General features: G+C 60.6%; 15 protein-coding genes. 2 read left to right on the plus strand and 13 right to left on the minus strand.

Annotated elements, in window-relative coordinates; translation table 11 throughout:
• Positions 1 to 4: 4 nt before the first annotated feature.
• From menH to idnO, 5 genes are all read right to left on the minus strand, one after another.
• Complete coding sequence (gene menH / locus QDT79_RS21155; RefSeq protein ID WP_308317029.1) at positions 5 to 775, minus strand: 2-succinyl-6-hydroxy-2,4-cyclohexadiene-1-carboxylate synthase; 771 nt, start codon at positions 773 to 775, stop codon at positions 5 to 7.
• Positions 772 to 2,448, minus strand: coding sequence for a 2-succinyl-5-enolpyruvyl-6-hydroxy-3-cyclohexene-1-carboxylic-acid synthase (menD, locus tag QDT79_RS21160; RefSeq protein WP_308317030.1), 1,677 nt, complete (start codon positions 2,446 to 2,448; stop codon positions 772 to 774). Before menD ends, menH begins: the two co-directional genes overlap by 4 nt.
• 380 nt (positions 2,449 to 2,828) lie before the next feature.
• On the minus strand, positions 2,829 to 3,140 hold the full coding sequence (gene elaB / locus QDT79_RS21165; protein ID WP_025160172.1) for a stress response protein ElaB: 312 nt from the start codon (positions 3,138 to 3,140) through the stop codon (positions 2,829 to 2,831).
• A gap of 81 nt (positions 3,141 to 3,221) precedes the next feature.
• Positions 3,222 to 4,253, minus strand: coding sequence for an L-idonate 5-dehydrogenase (gene idnD / locus QDT79_RS21170; protein WP_063988997.1), 1,032 nt, complete (start codon positions 4,251 to 4,253; stop codon positions 3,222 to 3,224).
• A gap of 22 nt (positions 4,254 to 4,275) precedes the next feature.
• Positions 4,276 to 5,040 carry a gluconate 5-dehydrogenase gene (gene idnO, locus QDT79_RS21175; protein WP_107227612.1) on the minus strand — a complete coding sequence of 255 codons (765 nt, stop codon included), beginning with the start codon at positions 5,038 to 5,040 and terminating at the stop codon, positions 4,276 to 4,278.
• A gap of 268 nt (positions 5,041 to 5,308) precedes the next feature.
• On the opposite strand from idnO, the gene QDT79_RS21180 reads away from it, so the two are divergent.
• Positions 5,309 to 6,292, plus strand: coding sequence for a LacI family DNA-binding transcriptional regulator (locus tag QDT79_RS21180; RefSeq protein WP_308317031.1), 984 nt, complete (start codon positions 5,309 to 5,311; stop codon positions 6,290 to 6,292).
• On the opposite strand, the gene QDT79_RS21185 is transcribed toward QDT79_RS21180, so the two are convergent.
• The 6 genes from QDT79_RS21185 to QDT79_RS21210 form a co-directional block, all read right to left on the minus strand.
• Complete coding sequence (locus QDT79_RS21185; RefSeq protein WP_063988994.1) at positions 6,272 to 6,781, minus strand: DUF1097 domain-containing protein; 510 nt, start codon at positions 6,779 to 6,781, stop codon at positions 6,272 to 6,274. The genes QDT79_RS21180 and QDT79_RS21185 overlap by 21 nt on opposite strands.
• Before the next feature lie 234 nt (positions 6,782 to 7,015).
• Positions 7,016 to 8,260: an MFS transporter gene (locus QDT79_RS21190; RefSeq protein WP_308317032.1), complete on the minus strand. Its 1,245-nt coding sequence runs from the start codon at positions 8,258 to 8,260 to the stop codon at positions 7,016 to 7,018.
• Positions 8,261 to 8,397: 137 nt separating this feature from the next.
• On the minus strand, positions 8,398 to 8,934 hold the full coding sequence (locus QDT79_RS21195) for a DUF2938 family protein (protein ID WP_063988992.1): 537 nt from the start codon (positions 8,932 to 8,934) through the stop codon (positions 8,398 to 8,400).
• Positions 8,935 to 8,953: 19 nt separating this feature from the next.
• Entirely contained in the window at positions 8,954 to 9,814 is an 861-nt protein-coding gene (locus tag QDT79_RS21200; protein ID WP_063988991.1) for a DMT family transporter, read from the minus strand.
• 43 nt (positions 9,815 to 9,857) lie between these two features.
• Positions 9,858 to 10,283, minus strand: a complete 426-nt coding sequence (locus QDT79_RS21205; protein ID WP_063988990.1) for a cupin domain-containing protein — start codon at positions 10,281 to 10,283, stop codon at positions 9,858 to 9,860.
• A gap of 82 nt (positions 10,284 to 10,365) precedes the next feature.
• Positions 10,366 to 12,105 carry a thiamine pyrophosphate-binding protein gene (locus QDT79_RS21210; RefSeq protein ID WP_308317033.1) on the minus strand — a complete coding sequence of 580 codons (1,740 nt, stop codon included), beginning with the start codon at positions 12,103 to 12,105 and terminating at the stop codon, positions 10,366 to 10,368.
• Between the two features lie 436 nt (positions 12,106 to 12,541).
• On the opposite strand from QDT79_RS21210, the gene QDT79_RS21215 reads away from it, so the two are divergent.
• Complete coding sequence (locus QDT79_RS21215) at positions 12,542 to 13,414, plus strand: LysR family transcriptional regulator (protein WP_063988988.1); 873 nt, start codon at positions 12,542 to 12,544, stop codon at positions 13,412 to 13,414.
• A gap of 59 nt (positions 13,415 to 13,473) precedes the next feature.
• On the opposite strand, the gene nuoN is transcribed toward QDT79_RS21215, so the two are convergent.
• Both nuoN and nuoM read right to left on the minus strand, forming a co-directional pair.
• Positions 13,474 to 14,931 (minus strand): NADH-quinone oxidoreductase subunit NuoN, encoded by a 1,458-nt coding sequence (gene nuoN, locus QDT79_RS21220; RefSeq protein ID WP_033635324.1) that lies wholly within the window; start codon positions 14,929 to 14,931, stop codon positions 13,474 to 13,476.
• 6 nt (positions 14,932 to 14,937) lie between these two features.
• The gene (gene nuoM / locus QDT79_RS21225) at positions 14,938 to 16,467 is read right to left on the minus strand and encodes an NADH-quinone oxidoreductase subunit M (RefSeq protein WP_025303660.1); all 1,530 of its coding nucleotides are present in this window, start codon (positions 16,465 to 16,467) and stop codon (positions 14,938 to 14,940) included.
• Between the last annotated feature and the right edge of the window lie 86 nt (positions 16,468 to 16,553).

A 16,553-nucleotide genomic window follows, 5' to 3' on the forward strand; every position in this document is an offset into this window, starting at 1 on the left:
TCCTTTAACCAGGGTTAACGAGAAAGGTCTGCAGCTCGGCGACGAAATCCTGCGGATTGGCCAGATGCGCGTTGTGCCCAGCCTGCGGCACGATGCGCAACGGCAACCCGGCGTCGCGCGCCAGCCGTTGAAATTTGGGGTCGTTCTCACCGCACAGCACCTGCAGCGGCACGCTCAGTTGGCGCAGCTGCGGCGCCAGATAGGGCTGCCGCCCGAGCGAGGTGGCTTCGAGCATGTCGGCGATCGCCGGGCCGTTATTGACCGAGCGCGCGGCGATCAGCGCCTGGCGGTGCACGTGGCTGAGCTCTTTGAACACCGGCTGCTGGTACCAGTCCGCCAGGACCTCGGCGATCGGCTCACTGCGAAAACGCGCCGCCCACAGCGCATCCTGCTCGCAGCGCCGGCGGCGCTGTTCTTCGTCCTTCAGCCCCGGGTTGCCACCCTCGACGATCACCCCTTGCAGGCCGGCATGGCGGCCGTGGCAAGCGTGATACATGGCGATGCGCCCGCCGAGCGAATAGCCCACCAGCCAATAACGTTCGATATTGCGCAGTTGCAGCGTAGCGGCGATTTGCGCACTGATGTCGTCGAAACCGCGGCAGGTCACCGCCACGGAATCGCCGTGGCCGGGCAGATCGATGGCCAACGACGGCCATTCCGGGCAGCGCGCGGCGATCACGCGCCATTCATTGTTGTTGCCGAGCAGGCCGTGCAGCCACACCAGCCACGGGCGGCCCGCTTCGCCCTGTTGCAAAATTCGCGTCGCCAGCATCATTGCACCGCCATCTGTTGCACCAGGTATTGCAGGCTTTCGGCCCCCGCACTCGGCGGCACCTGCAGCTCTATCAGCGTGGCGCCGCCGCGCCGCCAGCCTTGCTCAACTGCCTGTTGCAGCTGGCTCCAGTTCTCTGGCCGCGCGTAGTCAAGCTGGAACATCGCCGCCGCGTGGCTGAACTCGACGTTCTGCGGCATGCAGTAAAAGCGCTGACGATCCTCTTCCGGCGTCGGCAGCAGCGAGAAAATTTGGCCGCCGTTATTATTGACGACGATCAGCACCGTCGGCGCCGAACAGTGGCGTAGCAGCGCCAGCGCATTGAGGTCATACAGTGCGGAAAGGTCGCCCACCACCGCCAACGTCGGCCTGGCAGTGGCGCGCTGCACGCCGGCGGCGGTGGAAATCAGACCGTCGATACCGCTGGCGCCGCGGTTGCTGAATACCGGGTAAGCGGCAGGCAGCGTCGTTAACGCGTCGATCAGCCGCACCACCAGGCTGTTGCCGAGAAACAGCTGGCCGTTCTCCGGCAGCAGTTCCGGCAGGCGGTGCGCCAGCTGCGCTTCGCCAAAGTTATCGTGCAGATGCGTGGACGCCGCCGTCAGCGCCTTATCCGCCAGCGCGGCCAACCCGGCAGCCCACGGCGCGCGCGGTTGCGCCGGATGCTGCGTCAACCACTGCACCACGCCGGCGCGCAGGCGCCGTCCCCGGTGCTGGGCCGGATCGAGCCGCCCCGGCAGCTCGTCAATGATCCAATACTCTTCCGGCCGGCACTGCGCCTGCCACTGCAGCAGGCGTTTGCCGGTCAGGCTGCCGCCGAACTGCACCACCAGCTGCGCATCTTGCAGTACGCGTTGCGCCTGCGGATCAGCGAGCCACAAATCGGCGCAGGGCAGCGGTTGCCCGGTCTGCGACAGCACGTCGCCGATCAGCGGCCAGCCCAGCGTTGCGGCCCATTCGGCCACCTGTGCGCCCTCTTGCGCGCTCATGCGGCCGGCGAGCACCACGCCGCGCTTTTGCCGCCAGAAGAACCAGTCCGGCTGCGGCAATGGCGCCGCATGTGTCTCGCTTTCCTGCAGCCACGGACGATCGCTCTGCCACCAGTCGCCCAGCGCGGCGGACCAATCGGCATAGTGACGTTCGTCGCCGCCGTACAGCGGTTCAGCGAACGGGCAGTTGATATGCAAAGCGCCGTGCTGCAAGCGCGCCATCGCGCTGTCGACGCTGGAGGCCAGCCACGCGGCCGGAATATCCGGCGTTGGGCGCGGCAGCTCGATCGCCAGCGTCGGGTGGCTGCTGTAGAGGCCGTTTTGACGGATCGCCTGATTGGCGCCGCAGTCGATCAACTCCGGCGGCCGATCGGCGGTGAGAAACACCAGCCGCTCACCGGTCAGGCCGGCTTCGATCAACGCGGGATAAAGGTTCGCCGCCGCGGTGCCGGACGTGACGATCACCGCCACCGGTTCACGCGCCGCCTTCGCCAGCCCAAGCGCCAGATGGCCGAGCCCGCGCTCATCAAAATGGGTATGACAGATAAACGATCGGTTGGCTGCGGCGGCCAACGTCAGCGGCGTGGAGCGCGATCCCGGAGCGATACAAACATGCCGCACCCCATGGCGGGCCAGCGCCTCGAGCAGCACAGCCGCCCACCGGCGATTAAAAACACTTGTCGACATAGTTCGCTCACAAGTCAGTTAGCAGAGATCGTCTCCGGCGCAGCCGACGGACACCGCGCCTGTAGTTACGCTCTGTATTATATGAGGTGTTATTTTCACGGCTTTTGCGCCAGCGCAAGAACGCCGTATATCCCTGGGTGTTTACACCAGATAATTATTTGATTTAGAACAAAAAATAAACAATAAACACACAAACACTTTACACTTGAGGCGGCGCCAGCTCAATCCGTCCATACAAAAACAAGGGAAATAGAGACGCTCCGACGGCGGCTTGCGGGAAGTATAGGCGGGATCAGGGAAAGCTAGCGGGGAAACGGCGAGATGAACAACACTGCCTGCAGAAAAGCACGAGGCGGCCTGCGCCGCCCCGATGCCGTGATTTATTTACGGGCCAGCAGCAGCCCCAGCACCAGCCCGACGGTGGCGCCGATACCTACGCTGTGCCAGGGTTTATCCCGCACGTAGTCGTCGGTGCGGTGCACCGCTTCTTTGGCGCGCGCGTAGTAGGATTCACCGGTGTTCGCCCAGCGCGCCTTGACCTCACTCAGCGCCTGCTCGGCGTGCGACTTGATGTCGACGTAAGCCTGATCCGCGCGATCGCCAGTGTATTGCAGCACTTCTTCCAGCGTCTCGGTCAGCATTCTCAGATCGTCATCCAGCGTAGTTTGCTCAGCATCCGTATGTCTTGCCATCGTGAGATCTCCGTGGTTGAAAAATTAAGCGTTCCTACACTATAGACAAGGATCGCCGCCTGCGGCCATCGGACTTTTACCCTAAAACACCAATTGCACCTTGGCGGCCTGGCGCTTATCGCCGGCAAACTCCAGCGCCTGCGCCAGCTGCCCGCAGGCAAACTCCGCCGACAGCAACGGCAGCGGATCGACCACGCCGTCGGCCAGCCACGCCACCGCCAACGCAAACTCCGCCACGAAGCGGAAGGATCCGAGCAGGTTCAACTCCTTGGCGATCAACAACATCAGCGGGAAATCGGGAAAGCTGCCACCCATGCCCACCTGCACCACGGTGCCTTTGGCGCGGGTGATCTCCAGGCAGCGCTGCAGCGACTGCGGGTGCCCCGCCACTTCGAAGGCGACGTCGAAATACCCCTTGTCCTGCTGATAATCGCTCACATCGTCGTCCGCGGCATGCAGGCACCGATCGGCCCCCATTTGCCTGGCGATCGCCAGGCAGCGCGGGCTGAGATCGGCACAGACAATCTCGGCGGCGCCCAGCGCTTTCAGCGCCGCCACCAGCAAGCAGCCGATCGGGCCGACGCCGGACACGAAGATCTTTTTCCCCGCCACGTCGCCGGGCTGCTTCGCCGCGTGGACAGCCACCGCCAGCGGCTCGGCAAACACCATCACCCTGTCGTCGCGATCGGCACCGTAAGGGACACACTGCGCGCTATCCACCACTTTGTATTGGGTAAAAGCCCCGTCAACGTGCGGAAAATACATCGCGCTGCCGAAAAAACGCATCTCGACGCATTGATTGCTTTGCTGCGCCAGACAGTATTTGCACTGCCCGCAGGGTTTGCTGGGATTGAGCGCCACCTTCTGCCCGACCGGCAGCCGCGGTGAATCGCTGGCGACCACCTCGCCGATCACCTCATGGCCCAGCACCATCGGCTGACGCACCTGAAAATTGCCGACCTTGCCTTCCTGGAAGTAATGCAGATCCGAGCCGCAGATGCCGCCGCGGCTGATTTTCACCAGCGTTCCCTGCCCCCGGTAATCCACTTCTTGCGCGATCACCGCCACATCTCGCTTGCCGTTGACCACGCAGGACTGGGTTTGAATTTTCATCTCAAGACTCCACGAAAAAAGATTACACCGCCGCCGACATGCCGCCATCGACAAACAGCAGCTGCCCGTTGACGAAGGCGGAGGCGTCGGCGGCCAGGAACACCGCCGCGCCGATCAGCTCCTGCGGATCCCCCCAGCGCGCGGCGGGCGTACGCTGGGTCAGCCAGGCGGTGAAAGCCGGATCGTCGGCCAGCGCCTGCGTCATCTCGGTTTTGAAGTAGCCGGGGGCAATGCCGTTAACCTGAATGTTGTAGCGCGCCAGCTCCACGCACATGCCGCGCGTCAACATTTTCACCGCGCCCTTGGACGCCGCATAAGGGGTGATGGTGTCGCGGCCCAGCTCGCTTTGCATCGAACCGATATTGACTATCTTGCCGCGCCGGCGCGGCACCATGTAACGGGCCACGGTCTGTGACACGATGAAGACCGCTTTCTGGTTGACGGCGATGATGTCGTCCCAGTCTTGCTCCGGGAACTCGGTGAAGGGATGACGGCGCTGGATGCCGGCGTTGTTGATCAAGACGTCTATCGCGCCGATGTCCGCTTCGATACGGTCGATGGCGGCATGCACCGCCTGGGAATCGGTGACGTCGAACGCCGCCGCATCCGCACGCAGCCCCTCTTCGCGCAGGCGATCGGCGGCATGCCGGGCATGTTCTTCGGTGGTGGCGTTGACCAGAATATGTGCGCCTTGCTGCGCCAGGCCGCGCGCCAGCAGAAAACCGATGCCGCGCGAGGCGCCGGTGATCAAGACGGTTTTGTTATCCAGAGAAAATAGATTGTTCATGGTGATTCCCGGCCATCAGGCCTCCAATCGGACAGGCCTCTATCTCAGCCGATTGTTACCGGTAAAAACGTGATGGGAATCACTGAAAATCATGTTACGAAACCCTGTTACCCTTAACGTGATCTCACGCAGGCAGTTCGCGGGTAAAAATCATCTATCCAATTGAAAAATAGCTATTTTCAATAGAAGCGCATTCGTTGTTATCGCCAAATCGATTTGTTAACATACCGCTATCCGCCCTTGCCGCACCGCCCGTGAAGGCCACCGAATGAAACACCCTCGCGTTACGCTACAGGACATCGCACAATTGGCCGGCGTGACCAAAATGACCGTCAGCCGTTTTCTGCGCACGCCGGAAAAAGTGGCGGCCGACACCGCCGAACGCATTGCGCAGGTCATGCGGGAGCTGAACGTCACAGATGCCGATACCGCACAGGCCGGCAGAAAACCGCGCATCGGCGTACTGATCCCCTCCTTCAACAACCAGATCTTCGCCGACCTGCTGGCCGGCATCGAATCCGTTACCCAAGCGCGGGGTTACCAAACGCTGGTGGTGAACTACGATTACAGCCCGCAGCGGGAAGAAGAGCAGATCGCACAGCTGCTGAGCTACCCGATCGCCGGGCTTATCCTCACCGACTCTGCGCATACCTTGCGCGCAGAGACCTACCTCGGCGCCGCCAAAATCCCCCTCGCACAGGTGATGGATCTCGACGCGCCGCCAGGGCGGATTGCGGTGGGGTTCGATAATGAACAGGCGGGGTATGACATGACCGAAGCGCTGCTCGCCAGCGGCAAACGGCATATCGTTTACTTTGGCGCCATGTCGGACGCCCGCGACAATAAACGCTATCGGGGTTACTGCCGCGCCATGGCGTCTCAGGGGCAAACGCCGCGTCAGATCACGCCGCATCGGGTCTCTTCGGTTTCGATCGGCGCCGACATGCTGGCGATGGCGTTCGAACGCTACCCGCAGCTCGACGGTATCCTGTGCACCAACGACGATCTGGCGGTGGGCGTGTTGCAGGTCTGCCTGCGCCTCGGCGTGCGCGTGCCGCAAGAGGTTGCGTTATCGGGTTTTCACGGCCTGGATATTGGCCAGGCGACCACGCCGGGCATCGCCAGCGTGATCACGCCGCGCTTTGAGATGGGGAAAACCGCCGCCGAAATGCTGCTGCTGCGGATCGCGGGCGAACCCTGCGCCGAGCGCCACGATCTGCACTACCGCCTCTCACTCGGCGGCACCGTTTGAGCCGGCATTCGGGCTGACCGGCTGTGCGGCACGGGCTTTTTCGCTGCGCGCCGCCCACCACAACCCGCTGTTTTTCATCGCATAGCCGAACAGCAGGCCGACCAGCAGGGACAGCGTCACCAGCGGCCAATCGCCGCCGCCGGCGAAGGTCGCACAGGCGCCGATAAAGGTGCCGGGCACGAACCCCAGCCACTGCTGTTTGGCCTGAATGCACATCAGGAACGCCACGACGCCGGTCAGCAGATACCCCAAGAGATTCCACTGCGGCGCCAGTTCGCTGCCGTGGATGATCGCCATTGCCCAGAAGACACCGCTGCAGCAGGTCAACGCGCCGATCAACAGCCCTTTCAGCCCGCCCTGCGGGCAGGCGAAATATGCCGTGCAGCCGAGAAAACCGGCCCAACCGATCAGCCCCAGGCTGACGGCAACCCATCCCCACACGCCGGACAGGATCCCGGTCGTAACGGCAATGGCGAAAAGAACGTTCATAAAGTGACCCGCGGCAAAAATAAAGCGCGCAGTTTACCCGAAGCGCGTTATTTTTTCGTGATTAAAATCACGATAAAAATGCAAATGTGGAAATGAAAATACCGTAAAAGTGAGATTTATCACAAAAAAAAGCCAGCGTGACGAGCACGCTGGAATAACACAACACCAGGGAAATCACGATCTCAAATGAAATGCCAACATGCGACGCCAGTCGCCCCCTCCCGAACGCAGGTTTCAGCGTGGGAAGCCCGCACGCGTTACCATGACGCTCAACATCAAACAAATCACGGCGCTGCTCAGGAATAACAAGTGGGTCGCCAAATGCAAATCGGCATGGTCGATCACAACGCCCAACAGAATCGGCACCCAGTTAGCGATATAAGCGATCACGTAGAACAGGGAGATCAAACGCGCATGACTGGCTTTCGGTGAAATCAGATTCACCAGCGTGGCGCTGCCGACGAAGATCGCGCCATAGGCGTAACCGGCGATCACCATGCCTGCGGCGGCCAGCGCCAGCGAATGGATCTGAATCGCCACGGCGAACACGCCGACCGACAAAGCCTGGGCCAGGCAACCGAACAACAGCGAATGGCGGGCGTTGATGCGACGACTCAAAATCTGGCTGATGCCGGCAATCACCAGATAGACAGCGACCACATAGCCAAAGACGCCACGGTTCTGCATATTCAACAGTTTTTCGGCGACGCTCGGCCCTATCGCCAGAATGCTGGCGGCGACCGCCCAGCAAATAAACAGCGCCCCGGCACACAAGAAGAATTTACCGCCGGTCGCGCGCAGGCCATCTGCCAGAGAACGCTTCGCCATCGGCGCGTTTTCCGCCGCTGCGCTACCGGCCTGCACCGCCACCGCTTCTCGCGGCCAGCGCAGCATCACGCCCAATGCGGCGACGGCGGCAATGGCCATGATGATGATGAACGGCAACGACGTGGTATGAAAACCGGTCTGCAGTGCGACGCCGCTAAAGATAGGGCCCAGGGCCAATCCGGTGGTAAAGGACAGCGTCGCGATCAACGCCGCATTTTTTCCGCCGTCCTGCGGCCCGAATCGCACCAACGCGATATTCGCCGCACCGGTCAGGGCGCCGGTGCCGACGCCGGCCAGCAGCCGTGCCATAAACATCATGAAGAATGACGACGCCACCGAAAACAGCAGCGCACCAAGCAACACCACCAATAGCGCCGGCACGATCATGCTGCGCAGGTCTTTTACTTTCCCCGCCATATTGCCTACGCCGAACAGCGAAATCAGCACGCCGGCGGCATAAGCGCCGTAGATGATCGTCAGGCTGACCGAACTCAACGCCAGCTCATGTTGATAAAGCGGATAAAGCGGCGTCGGCGCACTGCTGTTCAACAGCGCTGACATCAATGCCAACGCCAGAAACAGCAAAATAGCGAAATGCGATGTTCCCGACTTCGCTTTAGCCGTTTCTTCAACGGCGATACTTTCTGACATGTTCAACTCCCGAATCGATCAGGCATTCGCCCTAAATAAATGCGCCTTCCCGCTTGCCACGCGGCTTCAGGAAGCGCGCTTATCATAGCGTTGGGCTATTACGCCCAAAATAGCCAAGAATGCATCATCGTGATTCATTAATGCAGCATCGCAGCGTCGGGCATGCATTTCTGCAGCATGCGACGGCGCCAAACGATGGCGCAACCGCCCAATGCCACGCCATACACCGCATGGTTGGCCAGGCTGGCGATCAGCAAAGCCGGATTTTTACCGGCCATTCCCCAAAGACCCAAACCCACCGAGGGGTAAATGAAGCACAGCGAGATCAGCGAACAGGCCAGGCCATACGTCAGCGCCCCGACCAACAGGACGCCCCCCGGCTTAAGGCGCGGGCAGACCAGGCAATAGAACGGGATCGCCAGGCTAATGCCGGCAAAATAGTGCGCGCCGTAGCCCATCACCAGAGCCGCAGGCGCATCGGGGATGTCGCCTGGCCGCAAAAACCAAAATTGCCCCTGCAGCCATTGATTCATCAGTTTGCCGATGAAGGCCAGGTTGAGCTTGCCGATGAGACCGGCGCTGGAGGCGACACTGTTCACCCCATCCATCGCCAGCGTCGCCACCATGCCAAACAAGACCGCCATCGCCATGACGCCAACCGGACGCATGTTCATTGTTTCGTTCCTTATCACGTTATGCCACCGCCTGCTCAGGCTTGGCCGAGGCACGCTTGCGCACCGCCAACGCGCCGGACAACACGATCAGCGCCATACCGGCGGCGGCGATATAAGACAGCTGCTCGCCAAATATCAGATAACCAAGCAGCGTAGAGAAAATAATGGTGCTGTAAGAGAGGGTGCTGACAATCACCGCATTGCCGCCTCCGTAAGCGCGGGTCATGGCGATCTGCCCCAGACTGCCGAAGACGCCGATGGCGCAGACGCACAGCAGCATTGCTCCGTCCAGCAAGGAAAAACCCAGCAACGCAGTCATCAGGCCGCCAACCAACGTTCCCACCAGCGAGAAATAGAACACCACGCGCAGTTCCGGCTCGCCGCGCCGCACCAGCTTGCCGACGTTAAAGTAAGCCAGCGCGGTCAACAGACCGGCCGCCAGCCCGACCAGCGTGGCTACGTACTCTCCGTTGGGGGAGTCGGGGCGCAGCAATATCAAAATGCCGGCAAAGCCCAACAGCACGGAAAACAACAGCCGACCGGTCAGCTGCCCTCGGGTCGTGATGAACGCGATCGCCGACTGAAAGAGGGGATTGGTGTAACCCAGCGTGGTGGCGGTGGCGATCGGCAGATGTATCAGCGAATAAAAACCGCAGTACATCGCAGCATTGCCTATCGCCGCCCGCTTCATATGCAATCCGAGATGACGGGTGCGAAAACCGAGGCGCTGGATCTTGATCAGCGCTGCGACGATCAGCACATTGATGAGAGAACGATAAAAAATGATGTCGAAAAATCCGACTGTCGTCGATGCCAACTTGATGCAAGCACCCATCAGCGCAAAGAACCCGCTGGCGACGACCATCCACAAAGCTACCATGATCTTCTCTTATTAACGGCCTTTGGTCAGGGCCGTATCAACACTACCCGGCGGCTTTCACCGTCAACGGTTTATCGTCCGCACAAGCGAAGAACACCAGCATTTCGGCGCCCTGATCGCCGGAAACGCCCTGGTGCACGATATCCACGGTATCGGTAAACGAATCCCCCTGCCGGAACGTGCGGCGTTCACCGGTTTTCCGGACCGTGAGCGAAACGCTGCCGCCGCTCATATACACAGCGCTGATGCAAGGATGGGTATGCCAGGCCAGCACCTTGTTCGGCTCTACCGTCACCTTCAGCATGGTGATCTGCGGTGCGCCGGCGGGATACTGACGATATGCCGAGCCCTCCCATGCACTTTCGGTCTTGAGCAACGTCGTTTTGACGATGCCTTCGCCATGCCCCTCGGCAGCGTGAACCGGCCCCTGAAATACGGCCAACAATGCCAAAATGCCCCATTTAACCATCTGATCGCTCCATGACTACCGCAAGTAAAAATGCCAGGCGCCACGCGCGGTGAACCTGGCGGGTTGAAAAAACAGCGTTGCCCTACAGTTCGTTGATGCGCTGCTCGTATTCCGCGATGCTCTCGGCGTAGTAGCGGTTAGGCGCCGCAAAGTTGCCTACCATCACTTCGATGAGGTACGGCCCCGGATGTTTCGCCGCGGCGCCGAGGGCCTCGTCCAGATCCTCCAGCGTCTCCGCCTTCGCGGAGGCGACCCCCAGGCTGTTGGCAAACGCTTTCCAGTCATGGTTGGGCAAGGCGGTATAGTCAGCTGAAATGCCACGGTTTTGCAGCGTGTCGATATGCATGGCGCCGTGCGCGCTGTTGTTCATCACCACGAACACCACCTTCACGCCATAACGCGCGGCGGTCTGAATTTCGATGCCGTGCATCAACATGCAACCGTCGCCGGTCACCACGACGCAATCCCGCTGCGGTGCCGCCAGCTTGATACCGATGCCCGCGCAAATGGCCCACCCCATCGGCGCCAGGGAGCTGGAGGTGTGGTAATCCCCCCGCCCGGCCGCCAGCCAGTGATGCGCCATGAAAATGCGGTGTGCGCCCGAATCGACCACGACGTTGGTATCCGGGTTCATGCGGCTGCGAATGAGTTTAATCGCCTCGCCGGGGTACAGCCGGCTTTCGCCCTGGGCGATGCGCGCCTGCAACGTCGGCTGCGGCTGTTCCAGCGGCAGTGCGCGAACCGCGTCCAACCAGGCGTCGCGTAAGCGTGCCGCGTCGCCAAGCCGCGCGTCCTCATCGCCAACCGCGGCCAACAAACAGTGCAACGTACCGCTCAGGCTGGAAAATATCTGCAGATCCGGCTGGAAATGCGAGCTCACCTTGTCGAAGTCTTCGTCGATCGCCACCAGCGTTTTATTGCCGTGCAGTCTCGGGTTCCAGTTCAGGCTGTCGCGCTGGCTGAGATCGCAGCCCAGCACCAGCAACACGTCGACGCCTTCACCGTTGAGGGTTTCTACCGCGCGGGCATGCCCGGCAAAACCGTAGACCCCTAATGCCAGAGCGTGCCCTTCGGGAAACGCGCCCTTGCCCGACAACGTCGTGGCGACAGGCAAGCGGTATTTTTCCGCCAGCCGCAACAACAGCGCGGCATCCTGCGGATTGTTCATCCGGTTACCCACCAGGCAGGCGACGTTGAGGCCACGCAGCAGGTAATCATGCAGCAGTTGTTCCACTGCCTGCACGTCCACGGCCGCTTCACGGTGCTGCGACACGCGTTCAGGCCGATCGCGACGATCGCCGAGCGCGGTTTTCTTCTGCATGTCGACCGGCACGCTCAGGTAGGCGCGCCCTTTCCGCTGTGGGTTCAGGCTGGAGAGGCTGCGGCGCAGCTCATGCTGCAAGGTCAGGTTGTTTTTCGTTTCTATCGCGGCGCAAAGCAGCGGTTTGACGATGGTCAGCTCATCGATACCGCTGTTGCTGCCGTCTTGAAAAGCGCCCTGCGCCTCATGATAGGTGGCGATGCTGCCGGCCAGGTAAAGCACGGGGATCTTATCGGCTTGCGCAGCGGCCATCGCCGGCAGGAAATTCATGGTGCCGGGGCCGGAAATGCCCAGACAAACGCCAAACTTTCGGCTGGCGCGGGCATAGCCATCGGCCATAAATCCACATGCGGTTTCATGGGCACCGACGATGCCGACAATCTCGGAACGGTCAATAGAAGTGATTAACGGGTAAACCAGTTTGCCAGGGACCAAAAAGATATGTTGAATGCCGCGCGCTGCAAGGCCTTGAATAATAACATCGGCGTTGTTGCGTTCCATCTTCTCGGCGCCTGGCGCCACGGTAACTCTGACTCCGTCCTCCGTCGCCAGCGCAACGGGGGGCACAGCATCTCTGCGTGAGACTCCATTTTTTTATATCCAGTCATATCATCGTGAGCTAACTTGATTCAGAGTCGATCCCACTCGGCGGTCGCCCAGAAATAATGGGAACCGGCTCTTATTCGTATTGCTTATGCATTAGGGTAGCCTTGGTGTAAAATGTGCGTCGGGTCGCAGCATAAGCGCCGATAAGAATAAGCATTGCCAGACAAAAATAAAGGTGCAAAACCGCTTCACGGTGATGCATTTATACATATCCTGAAACATTATAAATAATGATGATACGAAGCCTTTTTTTCGGTCTCCACACCAGAATAAACACCGCATCACACCGTGTCCTTCCTCCTCTCGCCAGTCTGTACAGAGGAGGTGCGCAATGAACTGGGACGACGCCCGATTTTTTCTCGCCGTCGCACGCTGCGGCACGCTACGCAAAGCCGCCAGCCAGCTGCATGTCGATCAGGCGACCGTCGGTCGACGGCTGTCCGCTTTCGAAGATGCGCTCGGCTCCAAGCTGTTTATCCGCACGCCGAAATCCTTCGCCCTCAGCCCGCTGGGGGAGGAAATGCTGGCGGACGTGATGAAGATGGAAAATGCGGTGCAGGCGATCAACCGTAAAGCCGCCAGCGGTGACGAAAGCCTGTGCGGCAACGTGCGCATCGCCACCACCGATACCCTGGCCGAAGCCTTCGTGATGCCGGCGCTGCAAGATCTGCGGGAACGCTATCCGGCCATCACCGTCACACTGCTGACGGCGGTCAACATCGCCGATATTTCTTACCACGGCGCAGATCTGGCGATCCGCGGCGCCCGTCCCGATGACGATGAGCTGATCATCAAACGGTTAGCCACCATCGAAATGGGCCTGTATGCCACCCAGCACTATTTGGCGCGGCGCGGCATGCCGGTCAGGGGTGAGCAGCTGCGCGGCCACGATCTGCTGATGTTCCCGCGCGAGCTGGTGCCGCGCCACTGGAACAATTTCTGCGGCGAAGCCCTGCACGAGCCCAACGTCGTGCTGCAATGCAATTCGCAGCTGCTGCTGCGCTCCGCCACCCGCAGCGGGCTGGGCATCGGCCTGCTCTCCGCTTTTTTGGCGGACAAAGACCCGGAGCTGGTGCGCCTGTTCCCGGAGAATAAAGACTGGGTGGATATCTGGCTGGTGCTGCATCCCGATTTGCAACGCGCCGCCCGCGTGCGCGCGGTGGTGCAGGCGCTGGAAACCTCGTTTAGCGCCCATTACGGCTGAGTGCCGTTTACCCATAAAAAAAGGTCGCCGAAGCGACCTTTTTACCGTCTGAAGCGTTATCAGAACGTCGGCTGCGCCATCTGCACCAGCGAAATCAGCGGCTGCGGATAGACACCCAACAGCAGTACCAGCGCGGCTGAGATCAGCACCACGACGCCACCGGCGGTCAACGCCCAGTTGTTCGGGGTATCGCGCTGCAGCGATTCCGGCGCGCTGAGGAACAGGCTGACAGTCACGCGCAGGTAGTAGTACAGGCCGATGGCGCTGCCTACCACGACTGCGCCGGTCAGCCACCACAGGTGTGCGCTGACGCCCATCGCGATCACGAAGAACTTACCGATAAAGCCCAGCGTCATCGGGATACCAGCCAGCGACAGCATCATCACCGTCATCACCGCGGACAAGATTGGCTTATGCCAGAACAGACCACGGTAAGAGAACAGCGAATCCGCATCCGGGCCGCGGTACGGGCTGGACATCAGGCTGACCACGCCGAAGGCGCCCAGGCTGCTGAACAGGTAACCGGCCAGGTAAACGCCGGCGGTTTCCAGCGACAGCTGATGGGTTTGCACCGCAATCAGCGCCACCAGCAGGTAGCCCAGGTGGGCGATCGACGAGTAACCCAGCAGACGCTTGATGTTGGTCTGGCTGATGGCCATCAGGTTGCCGAACAAGATAGAGCAGAACGCGATGATCGACAGCACCATGCGCAGCGCTTCGTTGTCGGCGGCCGGGGCATACAGGAACAGACGCATCACGACCGCGAAGATCGCGATCTTGCTGGCGGTCGCCAGGAAGGTCGAGACCGGCGCAGGTGCGCCCTGATACACGTCCGGCGTCCACAGTTGGAACGGCACCAGCGACAGCTTGAAGCCCAGACCGACGATCATCATGCCCATACCGGCCAGGATCAGCGGCTGGTGCATCATGTTTTCCTGCAGGCTCTTACCGAGGCCGGCCAGCGACAGATCGCCGGACTCGGCATACAGCAGCGCCATGCCGAACAGCAGGAACGACGAGGCGGCGGCGGACAGCAGCATGTACTTGATGGCGGCTTCCAGCGGGCGCTTCTGGCGGTAGGCATAGCCCACCAGGCCGAACAGCGGCAGCGAGATCAGCTCGATACCGATGAACAGCGAAGCCAGATGGTTGGCGCTCGCCAGCAGGATGCCACCCATGGCGGCGATCAGCACCAGCAGGTAGAACTCTTCGCGGTTATCCGGATAGCCGACCAGCCACGGATACGCGAAGGTGCAGGTTGCCAGACTCGCCAGCAGCACCAGCCCGGTGTAGAACATCGAGTAACCGTCAACCCGCAGCAGCGGGGTGACGTCCATTGGGCCTGCCTGGCCGACAAAGTACAGCGAAAGCAGCGCCAGGTTGAGACCGATCACGGTCAGGGTGGCGTTGATAAAGTGGTCGCGTCGCCACGCAATGCCTAGCATCACAACCACCACCGTCAATCCGACGATCAACAGCGGCAGCAGTGCGATCAGTTGTTGAGGAGTTATTGTCATGGCGAATTACGGCCTTGTTGTTGAAATTGCTGAAACTGACGAACCAAACCAATGTTGCACGTTGCTCATCGCCGCGTTGGAAGTATCCAGAATCGGCTGCGGGTAAACCCCCAGCAGAACCAGCAACACCACCAGCAGCAGAATGATGAACAGCTCGCGCGCGGTCATGCCCTGCAGCGGCTGGTCGGACTTAGGCGCACCGTAATAAGCGCGCTGCATCATGATCAGCGAGTAAACCGAAGCGAACACCAGACCGAAGGTAGAAATCACGGTGATCACCGGCACCACCTGGTAGCTGCCGAACAGAATCATGAATTCGCCGACGAAGTTACCGGTACCCGGCATCCCCAGCGTAGCCACGGCGAAGAACAGCGACAGTGCAGGGATGAATTTGATACGCCCCCACAGGCCGCCCATCTGACGCATGTCGCGGGTATGCAGACGCTCATACAGCTGGCCGCAGATGATAAACATACCGGCGGCAGACAGGCCGTGCGCGATCATCTGGATCACCGCGCCCTGGTAAGCCAGCTGGCTGCCGGTGTAGATGGCGATCAGCACGAAGCCCATGTGCGATACCGAGGTGTAGGCGATAAGACGCTTGATGTCGGTTTGCGCGAACGCCATCCAGGCGCCGTAGAAGATGCCGATCACGCCCAGCCACATGGCGATTGGCGCAAACTCGTGCGAAGCCTCAGGGAACAGCGGCAGGCTGAAACGCAGCAGGCCGTAGGCCGCGGTTTTCAGCAAGATGCCCGCCAGGTCGACGGAACCTGCGGTCGGTGCCTGGCTGTGCGCGTCCGGCAACCAGCCGTGCAGCGGCACCACCGGCATTTTCACCGCGAAGGCGATGAAGAAGCCCAGCATCAACAGATATTGCACGTTGTGGGACATCGGCGTTTGCAGCAGGTCTTCGTAATCGAAGGTCCACACGCCGGTCGCGTTGTAGTGCACGAACACCAGGCCCAGGATCGCAATCAGCATCACCAGACCGCTGGCCTGGGTGTAGATGAAGAACTTGGTCGCCGCGGTGATACGGGTTTTACCGTCCGACGCCTTGTGGCCCCACAGCGCGATCAGGAAGTACATCGGCACCAACATCATTTCCCAGAAGAAGAAGAACAGGAACATGTCGATGGCGAGGAACACGCCGATAACGCCGCCCAAGATCCACAGCAGGTTGAGGTGGAAGAAGCCCTGATACTTCTGGATTTCACGCCAGGAACAGAGGATCGCCAGCACGCCCAGCAGACCGGTCAACACCACCATCAGCAGCGACAGGCCGTCCAGCGCCAGGTGGATGGAGATGCCGAAGCGCGGGATCCACGGCAGCAGGAATTCGCTCTGCCACTGCGGAATGCCTTTCGGCGTAGTCAAGGTATAGCCGCCCTGCATCCACAGCTGCAGAGAGAGCGCCAACGTCAGCCCCATTGCGATCAGCGCTATCCAGCGCGGCACCTTAGTACCGAAGCGCTCAAGCTGCCAGCACAGCAGACCGCCGATAAAGGGGATAAGAATTAGCCAAGGTAATAGCATGGCGTTTTGTGTCCCTTATACGAATAATTTCAAACTTTGTACGTAGCGCCTGCCCGGCGCTACGCCCGAAAAATGCGTCTGTTTAA

The sequence above is a fragment of the Serratia marcescens genome (assembly GCF_029846115.1).
GTDB lineage: Bacteria > Pseudomonadota > Gammaproteobacteria > Enterobacterales > Enterobacteriaceae > Serratia > Serratia marcescens_L.

Coding starts and splice junctions, on each gene's coding strand:
- menH (WP_308317029.1), bottom strand. CDS start 775: ATGATGCTGGCGACGCGAATTTTGCAACAGGGCGAAGCGGGCCGCCCG.
- menD (WP_308317030.1), bottom strand. CDS start 2,448: ATGTCGACAAGTGTTTTTAATCGCCGGTGGGCGGCTGTGCTGCTCGAG.
- elaB (WP_025160172.1), bottom strand. CDS start 3,140: ATGGCAAGACATACGGATGCTGAGCAAACTACGCTGGATGACGATCTG.
- idnD (WP_063988997.1), bottom strand. CDS start 4,253: ATGAAAATTCAAACCCAGTCCTGCGTGGTCAACGGCAAGCGAGATGTG.
- idnO (WP_107227612.1), bottom strand. CDS start 5,040: ATGAACAATCTATTTTCTCTGGATAACAAAACCGTCTTGATCACCGGC.
- QDT79_RS21180 (WP_308317031.1), top strand. CDS start 5,309: ATGAAACACCCTCGCGTTACGCTACAGGACATCGCACAATTGGCCGGC.
- QDT79_RS21185 (WP_063988994.1), bottom strand. CDS start 6,781: ATGAACGTTCTTTTCGCCATTGCCGTTACGACCGGGATCCTGTCCGGC.
- QDT79_RS21190 (WP_308317032.1), bottom strand. CDS start 8,260: ATGTCAGAAAGTATCGCCGTTGAAGAAACGGCTAAAGCGAAGTCGGGA.
- QDT79_RS21195 (WP_063988992.1), bottom strand. CDS start 8,934: ATGAACATGCGTCCGGTTGGCGTCATGGCGATGGCGGTCTTGTTTGGC.
- QDT79_RS21200 (WP_063988991.1), bottom strand. CDS start 9,814: ATGGTAGCTTTGTGGATGGTCGTCGCCAGCGGGTTCTTTGCGCTGATG.
- QDT79_RS21205 (WP_063988990.1), bottom strand. CDS start 10,283: ATGGTTAAATGGGGCATTTTGGCATTGTTGGCCGTATTTCAGGGGCCG.
- QDT79_RS21210 (WP_308317033.1), bottom strand. CDS start 12,105: ATGGAACGCAACAACGCCGATGTTATTATTCAAGGCCTTGCAGCGCGC.
- QDT79_RS21215 (WP_063988988.1), top strand. CDS start 12,542: ATGAACTGGGACGACGCCCGATTTTTTCTCGCCGTCGCACGCTGCGGC.
- nuoN (WP_033635324.1), bottom strand. CDS start 14,931: ATGACAATAACTCCTCAACAACTGATCGCACTGCTGCCGCTGTTGATC.
- nuoM (WP_025303660.1), bottom strand. CDS start 16,467: ATGCTATTACCTTGGCTAATTCTTATCCCCTTTATCGGCGGTCTGCTG.